Annotated in this window: 26 protein-coding genes; 13 read left to right on the forward strand and 13 right to left on the reverse strand. The window is 59.9% G+C overall.

What is annotated here, in order from left to right:
- Window positions 1-3,127: autotransporter outer membrane beta-barrel domain-containing protein (locus K9U40_RS13675; protein ID WP_282890725.1), on the forward strand; the 3,127-nt coding region annotated here is incomplete at its 5' end.
- Window positions 3,128-3,399: 272 nt separating this feature from the next.
- Here the strand turns inward: K9U40_RS13675 and K9U40_RS13680 are convergent.
- Together K9U40_RS13680 and K9U40_RS13685 are read right to left on the reverse strand one after the other, a co-directional pair.
- Window positions 3,400-3,528, reverse strand: a complete 129-nt coding sequence (locus K9U40_RS13680; RefSeq protein ID WP_282890726.1) for a hypothetical protein — start codon at window positions 3,526-3,528, stop codon at window positions 3,400-3,402.
- A 35-nt stretch (window positions 3,529-3,563) separates the two neighbouring features.
- The gene (locus tag K9U40_RS13685; RefSeq protein WP_282890727.1) at window positions 3,564-4,196 is read right to left on the reverse strand and encodes a tyrosine-type recombinase/integrase; all 633 of its coding nucleotides are present in this window, start codon (window positions 4,194-4,196) and stop codon (window positions 3,564-3,566) included.
- 204 nt (window positions 4,197-4,400) lie between these two features.
- Between K9U40_RS13685 and K9U40_RS13690 the strand changes: the two genes are divergently transcribed.
- The gene (locus tag K9U40_RS13690) at window positions 4,401-4,787 is read left to right on the forward strand and encodes a hypothetical protein (RefSeq protein WP_282890728.1); all 387 of its coding nucleotides are present in this window, start codon (window positions 4,401-4,403) and stop codon (window positions 4,785-4,787) included.
- A complete protein-coding gene (locus K9U40_RS13695; RefSeq protein ID WP_282890729.1) occupies window positions 4,784-5,149 on the forward strand; it encodes a hypothetical protein in 366 nt (121 codons plus the stop codon). The genes K9U40_RS13690 and K9U40_RS13695 overlap by 4 nt, the downstream gene beginning before the upstream one ends.
- Here K9U40_RS13695 and K9U40_RS13700 read toward each other — a convergent pair.
- Together K9U40_RS13700 and K9U40_RS13705 are read right to left on the reverse strand one after the other, a co-directional pair.
- Entirely contained in the window at window positions 5,124-5,939 is an 816-nt protein-coding gene (locus K9U40_RS13700) for a hypothetical protein (RefSeq protein WP_282890730.1), read from the reverse strand. The genes K9U40_RS13695 and K9U40_RS13700 overlap by 26 nt on opposite strands.
- A gap of 51 nt (window positions 5,940-5,990) precedes the next feature.
- Entirely contained in the window at window positions 5,991-6,260 is a 270-nt protein-coding gene (locus K9U40_RS13705) for a hypothetical protein (RefSeq protein ID WP_282890731.1), read from the reverse strand.
- 222 nt (window positions 6,261-6,482) lie between these two features.
- On the opposite strand from K9U40_RS13705, the gene K9U40_RS13710 reads away from it, so the two are divergent.
- Entirely contained in the window at window positions 6,483-6,917 is a 435-nt protein-coding gene (locus tag K9U40_RS13710; RefSeq protein WP_282890732.1) for a hypothetical protein, read from the forward strand.
- 9 nt (window positions 6,918-6,926) lie between these two features.
- On the opposite strand, the gene K9U40_RS13715 is transcribed toward K9U40_RS13710, so the two are convergent.
- Together K9U40_RS13715 and K9U40_RS13720 are read right to left on the reverse strand one after the other, a co-directional pair.
- Window positions 6,927-7,157 carry a hypothetical protein gene (locus K9U40_RS13715; protein ID WP_282890733.1) on the reverse strand — a complete coding sequence of 77 codons (231 nt, stop codon included), beginning with the start codon at window positions 7,155-7,157 and terminating at the stop codon, window positions 6,927-6,929.
- A 62-nt stretch (window positions 7,158-7,219) separates the two neighbouring features.
- Window positions 7,220-7,894, reverse strand: coding sequence for a hypothetical protein (locus K9U40_RS13720; RefSeq protein ID WP_282890734.1), 675 nt, complete (start codon window positions 7,892-7,894; stop codon window positions 7,220-7,222).
- Between the two features lie 263 nt (window positions 7,895-8,157).
- Between K9U40_RS13720 and K9U40_RS13725 the strand changes: the two genes are divergently transcribed.
- A complete protein-coding gene (locus K9U40_RS13725) occupies window positions 8,158-8,586 on the forward strand; it encodes a hypothetical protein (RefSeq protein ID WP_282890735.1) in 429 nt (142 codons plus the stop codon).
- Between the two features lie 222 nt (window positions 8,587-8,808).
- Window positions 8,809-9,585, forward strand: coding sequence for a hypothetical protein (locus tag K9U40_RS13730; protein ID WP_282890736.1), 777 nt, complete (start codon window positions 8,809-8,811; stop codon window positions 9,583-9,585).
- Between the two features lie 23 nt (window positions 9,586-9,608).
- On the opposite strand, the gene K9U40_RS13735 is transcribed toward K9U40_RS13730, so the two are convergent.
- From K9U40_RS13735 to K9U40_RS13750, 4 genes are all read right to left on the reverse strand, one after another.
- Window positions 9,609-9,773 carry a hypothetical protein gene (locus K9U40_RS13735; RefSeq protein ID WP_282890737.1) on the reverse strand — a complete coding sequence of 55 codons (165 nt, stop codon included), beginning with the start codon at window positions 9,771-9,773 and terminating at the stop codon, window positions 9,609-9,611.
- A 150-nt stretch (window positions 9,774-9,923) separates the two neighbouring features.
- Complete coding sequence (locus tag K9U40_RS13740; RefSeq protein ID WP_282890738.1) at window positions 9,924-10,388, reverse strand: hypothetical protein; 465 nt, start codon at window positions 10,386-10,388, stop codon at window positions 9,924-9,926.
- A 29-nt stretch (window positions 10,389-10,417) separates the two neighbouring features.
- Window positions 10,418-10,645: a hypothetical protein gene (locus K9U40_RS13745; RefSeq protein WP_282890739.1), complete on the reverse strand. Its 228-nt coding sequence runs from the start codon at window positions 10,643-10,645 to the stop codon at window positions 10,418-10,420.
- An 11-nt stretch (window positions 10,646-10,656) separates the two neighbouring features.
- On the reverse strand, window positions 10,657-11,268 hold the full coding sequence (locus tag K9U40_RS13750; protein WP_282890740.1) for a hypothetical protein: 612 nt from the start codon (window positions 11,266-11,268) through the stop codon (window positions 10,657-10,659).
- Between the two features lie 381 nt (window positions 11,269-11,649).
- On the opposite strand from K9U40_RS13750, the gene K9U40_RS13755 reads away from it, so the two are divergent.
- On the forward strand, window positions 11,650-11,880 hold the full coding sequence (locus tag K9U40_RS13755; RefSeq protein ID WP_282890741.1) for a hypothetical protein: 231 nt from the start codon (window positions 11,650-11,652) through the stop codon (window positions 11,878-11,880).
- Between the two features lie 71 nt (window positions 11,881-11,951).
- Here K9U40_RS13755 and K9U40_RS13760 read toward each other — a convergent pair whose 3' ends face one another.
- The 3 genes from K9U40_RS13760 to K9U40_RS13770 are packed head-to-tail and all read right to left on the reverse strand — an operon-like array spanning window position 11,952 to window position 13,193.
- On the reverse strand, window positions 11,952-12,218 hold the full coding sequence (locus K9U40_RS13760; RefSeq protein ID WP_282890742.1) for a BrnA antitoxin family protein: 267 nt from the start codon (window positions 12,216-12,218) through the stop codon (window positions 11,952-11,954).
- The gene (locus tag K9U40_RS13765; RefSeq protein ID WP_282890743.1) at window positions 12,202-12,498 is read right to left on the reverse strand and encodes a BrnT family toxin; all 297 of its coding nucleotides are present in this window, start codon (window positions 12,496-12,498) and stop codon (window positions 12,202-12,204) included. Before K9U40_RS13765 ends, K9U40_RS13760 begins: the two co-directional genes overlap by 17 nt.
- Before the next feature lie 38 nt (window positions 12,499-12,536).
- Window positions 12,537-13,193: a hypothetical protein gene (locus K9U40_RS13770; RefSeq protein ID WP_282890744.1), complete on the reverse strand. Its 657-nt coding sequence runs from the start codon at window positions 13,191-13,193 to the stop codon at window positions 12,537-12,539.
- Window positions 13,194-13,388: 195 nt separating this feature from the next.
- Here K9U40_RS13770 and K9U40_RS13775 point away from each other — a divergent pair, with 195 nt between their 5' ends.
- The 6 genes from K9U40_RS13775 to K9U40_RS13800 all read left to right on the forward strand — a co-directional run bounded on the left by K9U40_RS13775 (window position 13,389) and on the right by K9U40_RS13800 (window position 16,739).
- Window positions 13,389-13,823, forward strand: a complete 435-nt coding sequence (locus K9U40_RS13775) for a hypothetical protein (protein ID WP_282890745.1) — start codon at window positions 13,389-13,391, stop codon at window positions 13,821-13,823.
- Between the two features lie 108 nt (window positions 13,824-13,931).
- Window positions 13,932-14,216 (forward strand): hypothetical protein, encoded by a 285-nt coding sequence (locus K9U40_RS13780; protein ID WP_282890746.1) that lies wholly within the window; start codon window positions 13,932-13,934, stop codon window positions 14,214-14,216.
- 21 nt (window positions 14,217-14,237) lie between these two features.
- Complete coding sequence (locus K9U40_RS13785; RefSeq protein WP_282890747.1) at window positions 14,238-14,462, forward strand: hypothetical protein; 225 nt, start codon at window positions 14,238-14,240, stop codon at window positions 14,460-14,462.
- Between the two features lie 71 nt (window positions 14,463-14,533).
- On the forward strand, window positions 14,534-16,150 hold the full coding sequence (locus K9U40_RS13790) for a type IV secretory system conjugative DNA transfer family protein (RefSeq protein WP_282890748.1): 1,617 nt from the start codon (window positions 14,534-14,536) through the stop codon (window positions 16,148-16,150).
- Window positions 16,151-16,167: 17 nt separating this feature from the next.
- Complete coding sequence (locus K9U40_RS13795; RefSeq protein WP_282890758.1) at window positions 16,168-16,467, forward strand: hypothetical protein; 300 nt, start codon at window positions 16,168-16,170, stop codon at window positions 16,465-16,467.
- Window positions 16,464-16,739 (forward strand): hypothetical protein, encoded by a 276-nt coding sequence (locus K9U40_RS13800; protein WP_282890749.1) that lies wholly within the window; start codon window positions 16,464-16,466, stop codon window positions 16,737-16,739. The genes K9U40_RS13795 and K9U40_RS13800 overlap by 4 nt, the downstream gene beginning before the upstream one ends.
- Window positions 16,740-16,911 lie beyond the last annotated feature (172 nt).

Below are 16,911 nucleotides of genomic sequence, written 5' to 3' on the forward strand. Positions count from 1 at the left end.
CGGCACGCTGAATGTCCAGAGCGGCGGATCGGTGACCGGCGCCAACGTCTATATTGGCAACACCACCGGGTCGACGGGGACAGCCACGATCACCGGCACGGGATCGCAACTGACTTCCACCACAAACCTGATCGTCGGCAGTTCCGGCACCGGGGCGCTGACGGTTCAGAACGGCGGCAACGTCGGCAGCAGCAACGTTATCTATGTCGGCAACAACACCGGCTCGAACGGCACGCTGAATGTCCAGAGCGGCGGATCGGTGACCGGCGCCAGCGTCTATATTGGCAACAACAGCGGCTCGAACGGCTCGGCCACGATCACCGGCGCGGGATCGCAGCTGACCGCGTCCACCAGCCTATCCGTCGGCAGTTCCGGCACCGGGGCGCTGACGGTTTCTGACAGCGGCGCTGTCAGCACCACTGGAACATTGACGATTGCCACCTTCGCCGGCTCCACGGGCACGCTGAATATTGGCGCAGCGGCGGCAGATCCTGCGGCAGCAGCGGGGACAGTATCGGCCTCCGCCATCCAGTTCGGCGCGGGAACGGGAACGATCAATTTCAACCACACGGGCACGGCCTATACGTTCGGAACCGGCATCAGCACCACGAATCTCGCTACGCCGGGGAGCCTTGTTTTTGTAGCCGGTACCACGACCCTTTCGGGCAACAGCAATGCTTTTGCCGGCGACACCACTGTGACCGACGGTACGCTGAACGTCACAGGCACACTCGGCAGCACAACAACAAACAATAACAAAGTTATTGTTGCTAATGGCAACGGGGATTCCGGCACCATGACCATTACGGGGGTTGTTACCAGTAGCAGTCTTTATGTAGGCAACAACAGCGGGTCTGCAGGTACGCTCTCCATAGAAAGCGGCGGCGCTTATTCCGGCACAAACGTCTATATCGGCAGCAACACCGGCTCGAACGGCACGCTGAATGTCCAGAGCGGCGGATCGGTGACCGGCGCCAACGTCTATATTGGCAACACCACCGGGTCGACGGGGACAGCCACGATCACCGGCACGGGATCGCAACTGACTTCCACCACAAACCTGATCGTCGGCTTGTCCGGCACCGGGTCGCTGACGGTTCAGAACGGCGGCAACGTCGGCAGCAGCAACGTTATCTATGTCGGCAACAACAATGGATCGAGCGGCACGCTGAATGTCCAGAGCGGCGGATCGGTGACCGGCGCCAGCGTCTATATTGGCAACAACAGCGGCTCGAACGGCTCGGCCACGATCACCGGCGCGGGATCGCAGCTGACCGCGTCCACCAGTCTATCCGTCGGCAGTTCCGGCACCGGGGCACTGACGGTTTCTGACAGCGGCGCTGTCAGCACCACTGGAACATTGACGATTGCCACCTTCGCCGGCTCCACGGGCATGCTGAATATTGGCGCAGCGGCGGCAGATCCTGCGGCAGCAGCGGGGACAGTATCGGCCTCCGCCATCCAGTTCGGCGCGGGAACGGGAACGATCAATTTCAACCACACGGGCACGGCCTATACGTTCGCGCCGGTTATTTCAGGTTCCGGCACGGTTAACTTCCTGTCAGGCACCACGATCCTGACTGGCAACAGCGCCGCTTTTGCGGGGATGACCGAGGTATCGGGCGGAGTTCTGGTCGTCAATGGCGCGCTCGGGGGTGATCTGGCTGTGTCGGTCGATGGCCGGGTGCGCGGCAGCGGCACGCTGAACGAGCTGGTCGTCGACAACGGCGGCACTGCCGCGCCCGGCAATTCCATCGGCACGCTGAATACGGTCAACGCCACCTTCAATCCGGGCTCAACCTATGAGGTCGAGGTCAACGCGGCGGGGCAGAGCGATCTCATCAACGCTTCAGGGACAGCCACGCTGAACGGCGGCACGGTTATAGCCATTCCCTATCCCGACTATAGAACCGGTGCGCCCTATATGATCCTGACCGCCGCGGGTGGCGTTGCCGGAACATTCGATGACGCAAGCACGTCATCTCCTTTCCTGACTGCCGCGCTGACCTATGATGCCAATCAAGTTTACCTGACGCTGAACAGCAATTCGATCATGCTTGTTCAAGCGGCGCAGACATCGAATCAGGCCGGGTTGGCTTCATCCATCGACGCCTTGCCCAGTGCCAACAGCGCCGCATCCGCGCTTTTGGCGCTGCCTTCCCTGACGGCGGCCCAAAAGGCCTTTGATCTTCTCTCCGGCGAGATCCATGCCTCCACCGCCGGGGCGCTGATACAGGATCAGGCGCAGCTGCAGGAGGCGATACCGGATAGGAGCCTCTCGCCCGGGGCCGGGAGATATTTTTGGGTGCAAACCCTGGGGAGCCTTGGAGAAACGGGCCGTACGGCAGATACCGCGCCGCTTGATAGTCACAGGCGCGGCCTGCTCACGGGGATGGGCTTTGAAAGCAAGGCAGGGCGCTACGGTCTGGCCTTGGGGGCAAGCCAGACAAGTCTCATGCAGGATGAGCGGGGATCGGAGGCCGATATCAACAGCGTCCATCTATTGGCCTATGGCGGCCATAGGCTGCAAAACGGGGGCATTGTAGTAAACGGTGGCCTTTCCGCCAGCCTCCACGATATCGAAACAAGGCGTTCAATCGCATTCGGCAGCTTTGGCGGGACAAGCAGCGCCGATTACCGGGCGCAAACCGCGCAAATATTTGGGGAGACCAGCCGCCCCATCCCATTGGTCAATTCTTCGGCCATCCTCATCCCTTACCTTCAGGCGGCCTATACGCTGCATCACAGCGGTAATTTCTCCGAAAACGGCGATGCCGGACTATCCGGCGGCGGAGAGACCGCGCATCTTGCGACAACCACTCTTGGTCTGCGCTTCCGGCAGGAGATAGAGGCGCTGGATCTGCCACCCGCTCAATTCCGCATCGGGGCCGGATGGCGGCATAACTACGATGGTTTCGATCCAAAGCGCACCTTGGCCTTTAACGATGCCCCCGATAGCGGCTTCACCATCAAGGGCGCTCCTATCGATAGGGATATCCTGCTGGCCAATGCCGGGATCACCCTCAGGCTGGGCGAGAGAGCGGATCTATCCTTCTCCTGCGACACCTCGTTCGGCCAGGAGCGCAGGACATGGGCGGCGGCCAGCACTCTCGCCTGGCGATTTTAATCTCGCGGGACAACGAAAGTGCTAACGAGGCATGTGGGTAAAGCCGGAGGGGATGCAACGGGGAGCGCGCAGCGGGCTCCCCTTGCCGAGGCGGGTGAAACCCGCTGAGCCGAGATGGTGCTGTATGACAGCACACAACTTGCGGAACTCCTTATCCCATCATTTTTGGTCCGGGGGCCTTCTTCCCAAGGTCGGTTGGTCCCAATGGGTATCCCGTCCCAACGGTTCGCCGTTTCAGGTTCGCGCGTGGCCCATGGTGTCCAAGCTTCGTCTCATTCGTCGTCTTCGACCTCCCCGGCGATCGTGCGCTCGATCACGGCCAGGGATTGAAGGGCGCTCTTGATCTGCTCCTCGATGGTCCAGATTCGTTCGATCAGGGCATTTGCGGTGCTGCGGTCCATGGGGCGTCCTCTCTTTTTCATGTCTGTGATGTGATTTATCCCGTCGTGAGCGGGAGGTTGTCCGACCACATGCGGCGCGCCATGGCACGGTCCTCGGGGGCGGCCATGTCGAGGTAGATTTCCGTCGTGGCAAGGTGGGCGTGGCCGAGCCATTTCTTGATGCGGGTCTCGGGCACGCGGGCAAGGGCGGCGTGGATGCCGTAGGCGTGGCGCAGCCCCTTGGCGCAGGCCATGGGGCCGGAGATGCCCGCCTTCTCCATCACGCTGCGAACGCGCTTCCAGGCCGTTGTGCGGCTGAACCGCCAGAGGGGCAGGCCGGGCTCCTCGGCATCGAAATCCAGCCGGTGCACGGTCATGAGCCGCCTGATGAAGGCGCGGGGAACGGGGATCGCCCGGAAATGCCGCCCCTTGTGCTCCCCGCGCTTTTTCAGGCTGCGGATGATGATCGCGGCATTTTCGATGTCGATGTGGCGGGGATAAAGGCCCAGCGCCTCGCTGGGACGGCATCCGGTCCAATAGAGCATCTCGCAGAAGGTGCGCTCCTGCGGCGTCCCGAGCGCGTCGAGGGCGCGCAGGAACCGCTTCCGCTCCCCGGAAGAGAGGTATTTGCGCACACCATCCGGCGTGTAGAGGGTCATGCCCTTATAGCCCGGCTGCTCGTAAGCCATTGGCGTTGTTCCTTTCCGGTGCGATTGCGGCGAAACAGAATAGGATATTCTGTTTCGCTCTCCGCACTCTCGTTGATCCGCGCCGCGTTGCGAGGCTTTCGCCTGCAGCGCCATCGCGCTTATCCATCCTCATGGTAATGAAAAAGGCATCAAACTCAACAGAAAAACGCAATATCCTATTCTGTTCATCAATATGTCAAGAGCATGGAAGCCAAAAAGTCTGTAGATGAAACTCATCTGCATGCGTTTTTGCTTCATCAACTCCGCGTTGTTTTCCTGTCCGATGGAGGGAAGACGGGAATGAGTCAGGGCGGCGAACAAAACAGCGATCCTTCGGAGCTCGTCAACGGATTGGCATCGGGCGCGGCGATCCTCTGCGCGTTTCTCGGATATAGCCACGGCGGGTGGGTCGGGGCGATCGTCGCGGCCTTCATGGCCTTTGGCGGCGTGTGGCTGGCTTTCCATGCCATCAGCCTGGCATGGCGGATCATTCTGATGAGCGCGGTTCTGCTCATGATCCTGGCGGCGCTCTTCAATCGCTGGCACTGGCTCATGGGACTGCTGGAGCCGAGCAAGGGGCCGCTGCAATGAGCCCCCGGCCAAGGCTACGGCTCGTCGCGCTGGCGCTGGCCAGCCTGTACGTGCTGCCTTCCGCTGCCATGGCGGCGGAAGGGTTCAAAAGCTCCGAGTTCCTTACATGGTCTGCGGAAAACCAGCGGGGCTATATCACAACCGCAGCCACGGCTGCGGGCGTCATCGCCAACCTGAACCGGGCCGGTCAGGCAAAATGTATTGATGATTGGGTCGGGCAGCAGCGCGCAGGCGGGTATCAGCCGGTGGTCGAGGCTATGAAAAAGCTCCCCGAGTACCACCCGATGGCTGTGATTCTAACGGTTATCGAAAAGGCTTGTGGCGAGTTTAAATACGCTAAGGCAGCCGCGGCATCACGATAGCGGCGGTTTGGCTCACTTTCTCTTCGACCTTGTCGGATGCAGCGTTGGTGTTCGGGGCTATCGCTTCGAGCCCGCTCTGCTTCTCCCTGGCCCGCTCGGCCAGTTCGTCTGCGCGCTCTGTCATTTCCCCCAGCCGCGCGCGGCCGGCGGGGTTCTTCTCGTCGGTCGCCTCGTTGCGCATGCCGCCCACCTCCACGTCCCAGCCGCGCAGTTCGGCGAGGTCGCGGTCGATCCCATCCTTGCGCTCGCGCATCTCATCATAGGGCTTGAAGGCGCGTTTCGGCTGGCCATCCACCTCCGCGGCGTCCCCGGCGCTGATGATGTCCCGGTTCTGGTCGCGATAGGTCCCGTCATCGTCCACCAGCACATAGCGCCCGTCCTTCAGGCGCGGCGTCGAGCCGAGATAATCCTCCATGCCGCGCCGCAGCCTGTCGGAGGCCCGCTCCCCGGCCTCGATGGCGCGGGCAAGGGCAAGGCCTGCTGCATTGAGGGAGTCCATGGCCCGTTCATGGGCCTCACGATAGCGGGCATCGTTGGCCAGAAGCCAGGTGAGGGTCCTGATCTGCTCGTTCCAGTCCTTGCGATCCCGCTCCGCGCGATCGTCGCGCGCAAGGCTACGCCCGGCGCGCGGGTCCATTTCCTGTTCGCGCTTTTCGCGGGCGATCTCCACCACTTCCTTGAATTTGAGCCTGACCTGCACGGGATCGAGCGGCCCGAAGAGCTGGCCTTTTACGGCCTCAAAGGCCGCGTCCAGATCCAGTGCGTCATAAAAAGTCGTCTTTCTGGTCATTGTTCCATAAGTTATTATTTGGTATATTCTATCGCATTCATTGTGTTTATGTCAAAAATTACCTGGATGCTCCAGCATGTGGCCGATGAGCATTTCCCGGAAGGTTCCGAAGGAGAGGAAGGTCTTTTCCCTTGGGTCCATGCGGAGCGCGGAAACCTTGCGACTGCCCTGCAGAACGGTGGCAATGGTCGCCATATGGATCAGGCGGCGGCGGAACAGCACCACGGGGTCGATGCCGTCTTCCCCATAGATGTTGAGGCCGTGATAGAAGGCCCGGAGGCTGTTCACTGCCTCCGCTGCGGATGCGTTCTTCTCCTGCATGCCGAAGCTCTCGTGCAGGGGACAAGCCCGCCGTCGGGTGGGGTCGCTCTGACAACAAAGGTCATTCGCGCGGTGCTCCGCCATGGCGGCTTTTTGGGCTTTTGTCTGCTCTCTTGCTAAATTTGAGGCGCTTGATATATCATAAAATAAAAATAGTCATCTAGCCCGGATTGAAATATTTTAACCGCTGGTAAAGGCGCAACTTTCAAGTGGAGGAAGAAAATGCCCGAAAATATTCTACATGAAAGAATAGATTTCGACCTGAGCGGGGCAGGGGCTTTGGTTGGGGTAAGCTCAGAATCTTCTCCGGATGCCGATAGCGCTAAAATTTTAGTCGAAATCCAAATTTTTTCTCGTCAGATTGGGGAAGAATCGGCAACCTTTACGTTGTATGTGGATGAGGCCTTTCATCTTCACAGGCAACTAAGTGCCATCAGCGCAGGCGGAGCCTACGCTGCGTGCGTTATTGCTCAGGTTGGCGCTCATATTTGGCAAGAATATTTAGACTGTAAAACTCAAGTGATGAATAGCAATCCAAATGGAACATGGAGGCAAATTCATTCCCAAGCAATTCAATGTTTGGCACAAAGGAGGGGCGGGATCATTAGGTCGCTACAGGCAGCCCTAATAAGCTGCACACCTGCAATCATAACTTAATTTTAAATTTCAGTTGATAAATAGTTTTATTGTTTTCTCTATACCTTTTGCCAGAATGGCACTACCAGCCACTAGGGTGGGCGCGACTGCCGCGCCTACCGCAACTGGGGTGCTGAAGGGGTAAGCAATAGCCGCCAGAGCAAATGCAAAGCTTAGAGTTATCGGATTTGTCGCGAATGCTTCTTGTTTTTTGGCAAAATTTCCGAATGTATTTGATAGTTTTTTCATATCTTTTTTCACTTGTAATTTAAATTATAAACAGTAAAGCATGGCAAATTTGATAATGTCAATACATTCATATATTAAAGAAATGAATTAATTATTCCACGTTCTGTAGCGAAATAGGTCAACATGTGGCCGATGAGGATTTCCCGGAACGTCCCGAAGGAGAGAAATGTCTTCTCCCCGGGGTCCATGCGAATAGCGGAAAGCTTGCGGCTGTTCTGCATGAGGGTGGCCACCGTCGCCATATGGATCAGGCGGCGGCGGAACAGCACCACGGGGGCGATGCCGTCTTCCGCATAGATGTTGAGGCCATGATAGAAGGCCCGGAGGCTGTTCACGGCCTCCGCCGCCAAGGCGTCCTTCTCGGGCGTGCCGAATTTCCCGTGCAGCGGACAGGCCCGGCAGATGGGGCTTGCCCGCCGTCCGGCCCGGAAGTTCCGATAGCAGGTGTCCTGGGCATGGCACTCGGCCAGAAGCTCGAACAGCGCGGCCTTGACGAGGGCGATCTCTTCCGCCCCGGCAAGGGAGACGAGGGCCGCATTGGCCCGATGCCAGCGGACGAAGAGTGGATCGGCGAGACGGTCCCGCAGGTCGAGATAGAGCCCCCGCATGGTCTTGCGGGAGATGCCGATCGCGCAGGCGGCGGTGTTCACACCAACGCCATGGGCGAACAAGTCCACCACCTGCACGGTCTCCGCGAGGCCCAGCTTGGCATGCCTGCGCAGGGGATTGGCAGGGCCGCGCGGGCTCATGGCTCTTCGCGCCGTCCGTCCGGGGCAATAAAGCCCCTGACCCGTTTCCCTTTTGGTTCAATGGCTTGATCTGATCTTTGGGCCGTCTTCTTCCCGTTCTGTGTAGTCCGGGCGGCGGCCCCGTTGCAGGGCGTTGACCGCTGGGGCATCTCTTTATGGACCCTCATCGACACCACCCCCCGAGCCGCTTCGGGAGCGCGATTTGAGACGGGAGTCCGTCCGGATCGCGGCATTCGAAGTCCATGGCGACAGGAGATGGAAAGATGAGCGATTTTTACGACAATGGCGCAGGCCGCTTCGGTTCGGCCGGTTCGTTCGGTTTCGGTGGGGGCCTCGGGTCCATCATCGTGCCGACCATGGCGGAGCTTCTGCGTCCGTCCCGGTTCCGGCGTCTGGCGATTGCCACAGCGGCGCTCGACATCCCGAGGCGCAAGCTTCCCGATGTGATCGCGGACAGCCTCTATGGCTACAGCGGCGTGATCCTGCGGGCGGACGGTTCTCCTTACGAACTGCCGGACATCGACGATGTGTTCGGCAATGACGGCAGCTTCAGGTGGATCAGCGCGTTCACGCGCTTCGCCGTCGAGCCGCCCCGGCAGGCGGCGCAGGAGCGTGTCCTGCCCCGGCTCGAGGTGATCGATCTTTATTTCCAGATCAAGCACCCCGAGCGCGCCCGCCTCATTGCCAGGTGAGATGCCTCAAGCGCCCGGCCAAAAGGCCGGGCGCTTCTGTCTGCAAAAGCGTACCAAAATTGCAGCATAGAAAATAATTTAGTATAATAATCATATTTGCCATGGGACGATTTTAGTTTGTGTAATTGCGAAATTATGATTAGTAGCAAGTTTAATAGCGTTTTGGATAATATGGATCGTTGCAAAAATGAATCATTTCGGGATGATGCATACAGAAAGGTCATGCGCCAGCTTTCTAGCTTGGATTATGAACCGCTCTGCATTAACGACGTGGCGCGCATAGTAGCCTATCTGGAAGACGCCCTATTTTTTATAGCAAATCGCGACAGGACATGGGTTAGTGACGGGTCACTGTGGTTTCTTAACGAAAAACAACATCGAAATGAGCTGGCAATTTTAAATATATTATCATCACGCCTCCAATACAGTCGCAGATTTATTAGTAAGATGGATTCAATTACGCGCGATTTCGGACGCAAGCTTGAGCGTGATGAAAGCGTCCGAGAGGTTGTGCTGAGTTGGAAGGATTTAAGCGAGCTTTCACGCATCGAACTTATTATCCGACAAATCGACAGGCAGATTAATGATTTTGCGCGGAACTTGGAAATCGAATTGGTGCCACCAGGACTATATATTGATGATAGCGAGATGGAGATCGGGAAATCTTATGAGCCAGATCTATACGATGGCCCTAATAAAGCGCATATTCGGTTGACAACTGCATTCTTTAGAAAGGACAATCCGCGCAAAGCGATGTCATTCGTTTATCATGAGGTGTTGCATTCCATTACGTGGCAATTTGCTTATCTTGAGAGCTGCGGAAAAATACGTGATACAAATTTGTTAATTCGGAATGCGCAGTTGCGCCGTACGCTTCTCGAACATAATGTTCAGTTTCCACTACAAATTTACAGTCACTACAAAAAATCGGCGGACGAGAAACTAGCCCGCCGTCAGCAAGCAATTTTTTATCATATTTATTTTGATAAAGATGCATAACTACATCATCTGATGTGTACGTTTTATTTTTTATTATTACGTGCCAATTCTTCCATTCTCTTCTTCTCGGCGTCGTATGCGGCTTGGTACTTTTCCTTTTCCTGATAAGGTCCGGAAGGATTGGGCTTCTCCATTGGCCTGCCTTGCCTAGCATCCTCAGTGCCACGTGTAGTTGGATTTTTGCTCATGGCATGCTCCATCGATTTCTAAGTCGACAAAGTACCCGTCGACAACCTATGATTGAGTTGAAATATGGCAATAATTGGTTATAGCGCCCGTCTCATTGCCAGGTGAAATGCCTCAAGCGCCCGGCTAAAAGGCCGGGCGCTTTTTTGCGTTCAGAACAGGCTGAGCTGGGGCGTGCGCTCGGCTTTTAATATGTCCATGAGCCTGAGAGCCTCGGACGCATCCGAGCGGCTGCTGGATGCAATCCGGCCAAGGGATTCGATCAACTCATGAAGGCCTCCGGCCACGGCGTCGGCCTCATTGAGGAAGGCGACGGGGTTCCAGACGGACGGGGCGGCCCCATGACCGGAGAGGGGCAGCATATATGAGGTATCCATGGCCCAAAGGCCGGAAGGCGAACAGGCAAGACGGATTTCCGCTTCGCTGCGCCCGGTGCGGTGCAGGATTGATCTGGCGTTCCTGAACACCCCGACATCGTACATATAAGGCGATGGCAGCATGACGCCCCACAGCGCGGCCACGTCCCGCAGGCACGCGTCGCTTAGGTAATAGAGGCACCCGTATTGGACTCGGAGGGCCTGCTGGGCCGGGCGCATGTCCAAGGCCTCGATGCCCAAGGGCTCGATCCGGATCAAGGGAAAAGGGTTCATGGCTCACCCCTTTTTTCGAGGCGGCGCAAAGCAAGGATCGTCCGGCACAAGGCGGTGAAGGTTTCGAGTTGCTCCATGACGGGCAGGAGCGTGCCGATGGCCTCGTTGTCCTCGCCGCGGGCGGCGGCGTGATGCGCCTCCCATGCGGTTTGCGAGGCAGTGTAAAGCCCGTCGGCCAGAAGGGCGTAAAGGGCCTTGCGGTCCGATGCGTGATGCGTGCTCATGGTTTTTCTCCTTATGCGTGAGCGGTGAAGGGGGACGTTGAAAGCCAGCGCAGGGCGGTGTCGCCCGCATGGGCGTGATCCCAGATCACCCATGCGTAGCGATGTTTCAGGGTGTGGGCGGTGGCGCGGGCCGGATCGCCCAGCGGGAAGCACACGCATTCATCGAGAGCGTAGATGACGGCGGGCGGCTGCCGCACAAAGCTCTCGTGCCGCTTGGGGTGGCAGAGCGAGGCGATGTTGAGCAGCATGGCCACGCGCCCGCCCGTCCGGGCGGTGAAAGCGAGGGCTTTTGAGACGAACCGATCTGCAAGGCCGAACCCGTAGGGCGGATTGGTCACGATGTTGCGGGCGAAAGGCTTGTCCAGTTGGAGGAAGTCATAGCCGGGATGGCCATAGCCCCAATCGGTGATGTCGGTGGCGATGACATCATAGCCGGCCCGCACCAGCTCGCAGCTGATGGCCCCGTCGCCGCAGGCGGGCTCCCAGATGTCGCCCGCGAATGCTTCCACCGACAACAGCGCCCGGATCGCCGCGGGCGGGGTGGGGTAGAACTCGAAGGGCGCGCGCCGTTCGGGAAAGCGGGGCCGGAAATAGCCGAAGTCGGCATGGGCTTGCAGGGTCATGGTCTTGTCCTTTCGCTGTTGTTCAGACCCCGTCAAAAAGGGGGTGCTGCTGCACCCCTGCCCCTTGGCGAAAGCGGGAGGGTGTGGGTCGGTGCGGCTTCGGGCATGACCGGGGTGCAGATCCGCGCGGGGCAAACTTGCCCTGCGGCGGGCTGCGGCCCTGTCAGTGCTCAAGAAGACGTGCCAAGGGAGGGAGGGCAGCGCCCTCCCTGACCCCTTCTCAAAGCGTGAGGGATGAAAGTCCGAAGGACCGAGACCGTCTGCGGGCTCGGCGCGCGACAGCCCGGCCCCGGCGATATGCCGGGGAGACGCCCCGGTTCCGCCCGGCGCAGCTGGTCCGCGCCTCTAGAAAGGACGGCACTGCATGGAAGGAGGTGCCTCGTGACGCAGAAACCCCAATCCCCCGTTGTCTTCCAGCTTCCCGTTTCCGAGGATCTGCGGGACCGGCTGGCCTATTTCATGGGAGATGAGATCGCCTCCGACCCGCGCTTCTGGCTGTTCGTGCTCGAAAGGGGCATCGACAAGGTGGAGAGCGATGTGGAGCAGGCCCGCGCCGAGTCGAGAGAGGAGGCTGACATGCCGCCCGCCGATACGGACGACGTGCCGTTCTGAAAACGCCGGGCAGACAAAAACGCATCAACAGCGCGGCGGGCGACAGCCCGCCGTTTCATTTGGGGCCCGGTTCACGACCGGGAGACATCCTCTTCCATCAGCATGCGGATGTAGCGGGTAAAGGGAATGCCCCGCGCCCGCGCCTTGGTCTTCACCGCCTCCAGCAAGGGCTGGGGGATGCGCATGTTGAGCTGGGCCGCTTTCTTCTCGAACTCGAACGCCATGGGCTTGAAGCCGGAGAGGTCGTAGCGGGTGAGGTCCGCACCCTCCACGAACGCCTCCGCCTCGGCATCGCTGGCGAGCGGAGGGATGGGCTTCAGATCAGTCTTTTTCTTCATAGTGACGCACCTCCTTCGCGTGCATGTAACGGGCGCTGATGGGCCGGATGAAGGTTCCGCCCTCTTTCCCGCGTAAGGTGAAGGCGACGAAGATCATGCGCCCCGCTTTGCCGGGTCCGATGGCCAGAAACCGCTCTTCGGTGCCCGAATGCGCCGGATCGGGATAGACGGCGGGCGCGGCGTGAAACAGCGCTTCGATCTCGGCCAGCGAGACGCCGTGTTTGCGGCATTTGTCCCGGTTGCCCTCATCCCAATCGAAGCCCGCGATCTTCCCTTTCATGATTTCATCCTACATGATTGTATATACATTTGCAATCTTCATAAAGGAGCATCGGTCTCAAGCCCGGATGAGGACGCGGCACCAGCCCGCAACGGCTGTTTGAGCAGGGAGCGCCGGTAATCCTCATAGAGCCGGAGGGACGGGTGGGCATGAGCGCGCAGGCGCGGCACCGCCCGCACAAGGCCCCCCAGCGGCTCCCTTACCCGAAGCTGGGCAAAGGCATCGCCGATCTCGGCCAGCAGCCGTTCATCAACCTCGACCCCCCGCAGGTCCACCGCACACATCACCCGCACCGCTTTCTCGATCAGCAGAAGCCGCTCTTCCTCTGCGGAATTGATCCGCGGGGCATGGCGGCGGACATAGCGGGCAAAGCGCCGTGTCCGCTCAATGCCGCTCAGGAGACGGTTGCCATCCGGAGAGAGCATGCCGCCTGCAAACAAAACCTCCCCAGCCCCTGAAAACCGCGCCCGCTCCCGCTGCACGGCCAACGGCAGATGGGCGCGCAGCGCCCGGTACGTCCCCCGGATGGTTTTGCCCGAGACATGGGTGGTGGGCTCCAGCACGCCTATGGGGACAGCTTCCGCATAGCCCTCCAGGATGCGCAAAAATTTGTGCTCGGAGAGCTTCGCGCCTGCCGCATAGCGGTTTTTGGCGGCCGCCCCGCGGCGCGATTTTTGTTTTTTGCACTCCTCCACGTCCCGCGCTCACCGCTCCCTTCATAGAGAAGCGCGTGCGTTCTGCTTCCCTTCGACTTTGCGGAAAACGGGAGGCCTCTAGTAGTTTGTCATAACCCGTTAATAAAACACTGAATTTCATGCCAGTGCATGCAGTGGAGCGGGGGAGGCATGCGGGCCGTTACGGCCCGCCAACAACAAAAGGAGACTTTGAGAATGGCCACTTGTGAACGCTGCGGACGCGATGTCTGCAAACCCTGTGTTTCAAAACCGATCAACGACAACAAGCGTACCGTTGTCGTGGCAAGCGATGCGGAGCTTCTGCGCCGCTCGCATTTCCAGCGTCTGGCGACCGCCACGCGGAGCCTTGGCATGTCGCGCCGGGAAATTCCTAACTGGATTGCCGACACCATCTACGGCTTCCGGGGCCGTATCGTCTGGCCGGACGGGAAGCCCTTCGAAGTGGGCGATGAGGATATCGATGCCGCCTTCAATGATGACGGCTCCTTCCGCTGGCTGTCAGGCTTCATGTATTTCGATGAGATAGATCCGAAACAAAGCCCGCAGCGCCGCATTCTGGCGCGGCTGCGGCTGATTGATCTCGCCTTTCGCATCTCCCATCCGGTGCGGGCCGCCTTCATCGCGAAATAGATCCTCCCAAGATCCGCCCGGCGGCACGTCAGGGCGCGTGTATCCAGAATCTGAAGAGAGGACAGGTCCACAAGGATCGGTCCTCTCCGCAAGCAAAGGAGGACAGCTATGCCGGATCATCGCAACATGTCCCGCCAGGGCTATGACCCCAAACGGGCCATGGCCTTCGCTCTGGCCGTGGTCGCCACCTTCTTCGGTGCGCCGGAGCTTTACCATCTCACCATCGGCTTCGTCATGGCCTTCGCTGAACGGCATTACGGCCCCGAAATGCTGGGGGCGGTCCTCATCGGCTGGGCCGCCATCATCGCCGCGCTCACCTTCTTCAGCGCCCAGATCAGCTTCGACATGGCCATCGTCAGCACTTTGCTGGCTGTCGCCATGCGCTTCTTCTGACAGCAGTGAAAGGAAACCCAAATGTCTCGCACCCCTGAAGTTATGATCGACAAGTCGCGCAAGTTCATTCATGACTTCTTCGAGGCCGTGGCCGTCCTGGCTGGTCTGGTAGCCTTTGTGGGCTTCTTCTCGGGCGGCGGCTACGCGCTCGCTCTTGTGGTCAGCATCGGCTGCGCCATCAGCGCGTCGAAGATCAAGTTCAAACTGGTTAAGCGTGCCGAAGCCGCCAGCTACGACTACATCTAAATCCGACACCCTGAAGGGGCTGCCTTGTGCAGCCCCTTTTTCATGCCCGTCCCGCGGCAAGGAGGTGCCCGATGCCCGCCCTTTCCTTCAATGAAGAATTCCGCTTCGGCAGCGCGCGCTGGGCCGATGCCTTCGAGCTGAAGGCCGCGGGGCTCTTCGAAGAGAAGGGCCTGCCCATCGGCTTCTTCGGCTCCCGCAGCCTCGCTCTGGACGGCGACGCCCCGCTCGTCACCATCGGCGGGGCGGGCTCCGGCAAGCTCCGGGATATCATCGGCCACATCTTCGGCGCGCTCCGCCTCGGCCAGCCCATCCTTGTCCTCGATCCGCGCGGCGAGATCGCCGCCACGTTCCTGCCCGCGTTGGCCCACGCTGGCATCGAAGGCTATCTCTGGAACCCCTTCGGGCTGCACGGCCTTCCCTCCCATCGCTGCAACCCGCTCGATCCCATCGACCCAAACAGCCCCGCCTTCCATGCCGATTGCAAGCTCTCGGCCCGGTCCCTCGTCACCGTCACCAGCAAGGCGGAGGGGAAATATTTCGAGCAGCGGGGCAGCGGCTGGGTTGAAGCCATTCTCAAGCGTATTGCCGAGGTGCAGGGCTCGGTCAGCCTGCCCGATCTCATGGAGGTGGTGAATGTCATCGAATCCGATGGTGGGCGCTGGGCCGATTTCCTGGAAGGGGCGGCAGGCTCCGCCTTCGATGACGTGCGCCGCATCGCAGGCGAGATGATCGTCAAGCAGCAGGACAGCCCGCGCGAGTTCGGCTCCATCATGGGCGAGGTCTATGGGAGCGTCTCCTTCCTCGATGACCCCACCCTGCGGCGCTCGCTGGAAAGCCCCGACTTCTCCCTTTCCGAACTGGTCCGCTCGGACCGCACGGTCATTGTCTTCCTGATGATGCCTGCGGAATATCTCCACCAGAGCGGGCCCGTGCTGCGGCAGTTCTTCACCGCGCCGATGCTTTACAAGTCCCGCAATCCCGGTTCGGGGCGGCTCCTCATGCTGATTGATGAAGCGGCGCAGCTCGGCTCCTTCCAGACCCTCCAGCAGCTCTACACCTATGGGCGGGGGATCGGCATCCGGCCCTGGACCTTCTGGCAGGATATCGGCCAGATGGTGAACAATTTCGGCCCCACAGGGGTGCAGACGTTTCTGGGCTCCTCCCAGATGCGCCAGTTCTTCGGCGTGCGGGATTATCAGACCGCCAGGCTCATCTCCGACATGCTGGGGACTGAGACGCTGGAATATGACGACACGCGCCTTCAGGAGGAGGCCCGCCGCCGCAAGATCCAGGCGATCCAGCAGGTGATGGAGGGAGGTGATCCCTTCAAAGCGCTATTGGACGCCGCCCACTACGGCAGGGCTCAGGAGATGCGCTCTCAGCAGGCGCGGAAGCTCATGACCGAAGACGAGATCCTCTCTTTGCCGGAGAACCGCCAGATCCTCTTCCTGTCCGGCAAGGACCTGCCGCCGATCCTCGCGAACAAGATTCCGTATTTCGAGCGCCGGGAGATGGCGGGACTCTATCTGCCCAATCCCTACCACCCGCCCAGGGACCGGGTGCGCATCGCCACGCGCTTCGGGTCACGCTGGAGGCAGGTCGTCCGCGAGCCGGTGCCGTCAGAGTTCTCCTCTTTCGCCCAATATCGGGATGGAACCTGGGCATATGTGGAGGGGCACAAACCCTGACAACAAGGAGATCAGATATGAGCCATGACAACGACACCAAGCGCCCTTCCCACATCGCTTACCAGGTTCGCGAGGGCGAAGACCAGAAGGCCTACTTCAACCGCATCGGCGCGGCCTGGACCCATAAGGACGGCGAGGGCTTCACGCTCCAGCTCGATTCCCTGCCGGTGGATGGCCGCGTCACCATCCGCTCCGTGCAGGAGCGCATCCAGGAAATGAAGGACGCGGCGAAGGGCGGCGAGCGCCGTGAGCCGAACCGCAGCCAGAACCGGGAGGAGCGGCGTGATCGCAGCGCCGCGCCCCGTTACGAGCGGTGACGAAGGACTTCAGCCGGGCGGCTTCCGGCGTCGTCACCAAAGCTGAGCGTGACCAGCGCATCGCAGCCCGGCCCAAGCCGCGGGCCGAGCTGCACCTCACTCCCCAGGGCTGGGAAACCAACGAAGTGCGCCGCCAGATTGATCAGGAATCCGAGAGCCGCATCCGCCACATTGACGAACGCCTCAAGGCCGCACGGGAGAATTTCGAGAACGGCCATGCCCGCGCGCTGCTGCGGGGGCGGGCCAAGGGGGATTTTGAGAGGGGGAGGTGAGGAGGGGCTGGCCCAGCGTCATCCTGCCATATGGCCGTCACGGTGGCAGGCAGGGCCGCCTCCAACCGGGAATTTCCTTCAGCAGGGGCGGCTGACTGATATGTGAATATAATATTGATATTCCTGTTGATTTTTAGTTCACAAATCTCTTGTTCGGTGTTTGTTCCCATGA

The sequence above is a fragment of the Xanthobacter autotrophicus genome, from assembly GCF_030015065.1.
Lineage (GTDB): Bacteria > Pseudomonadota > Alphaproteobacteria > Rhizobiales > Xanthobacteraceae > Xanthobacter > Xanthobacter autotrophicus_D.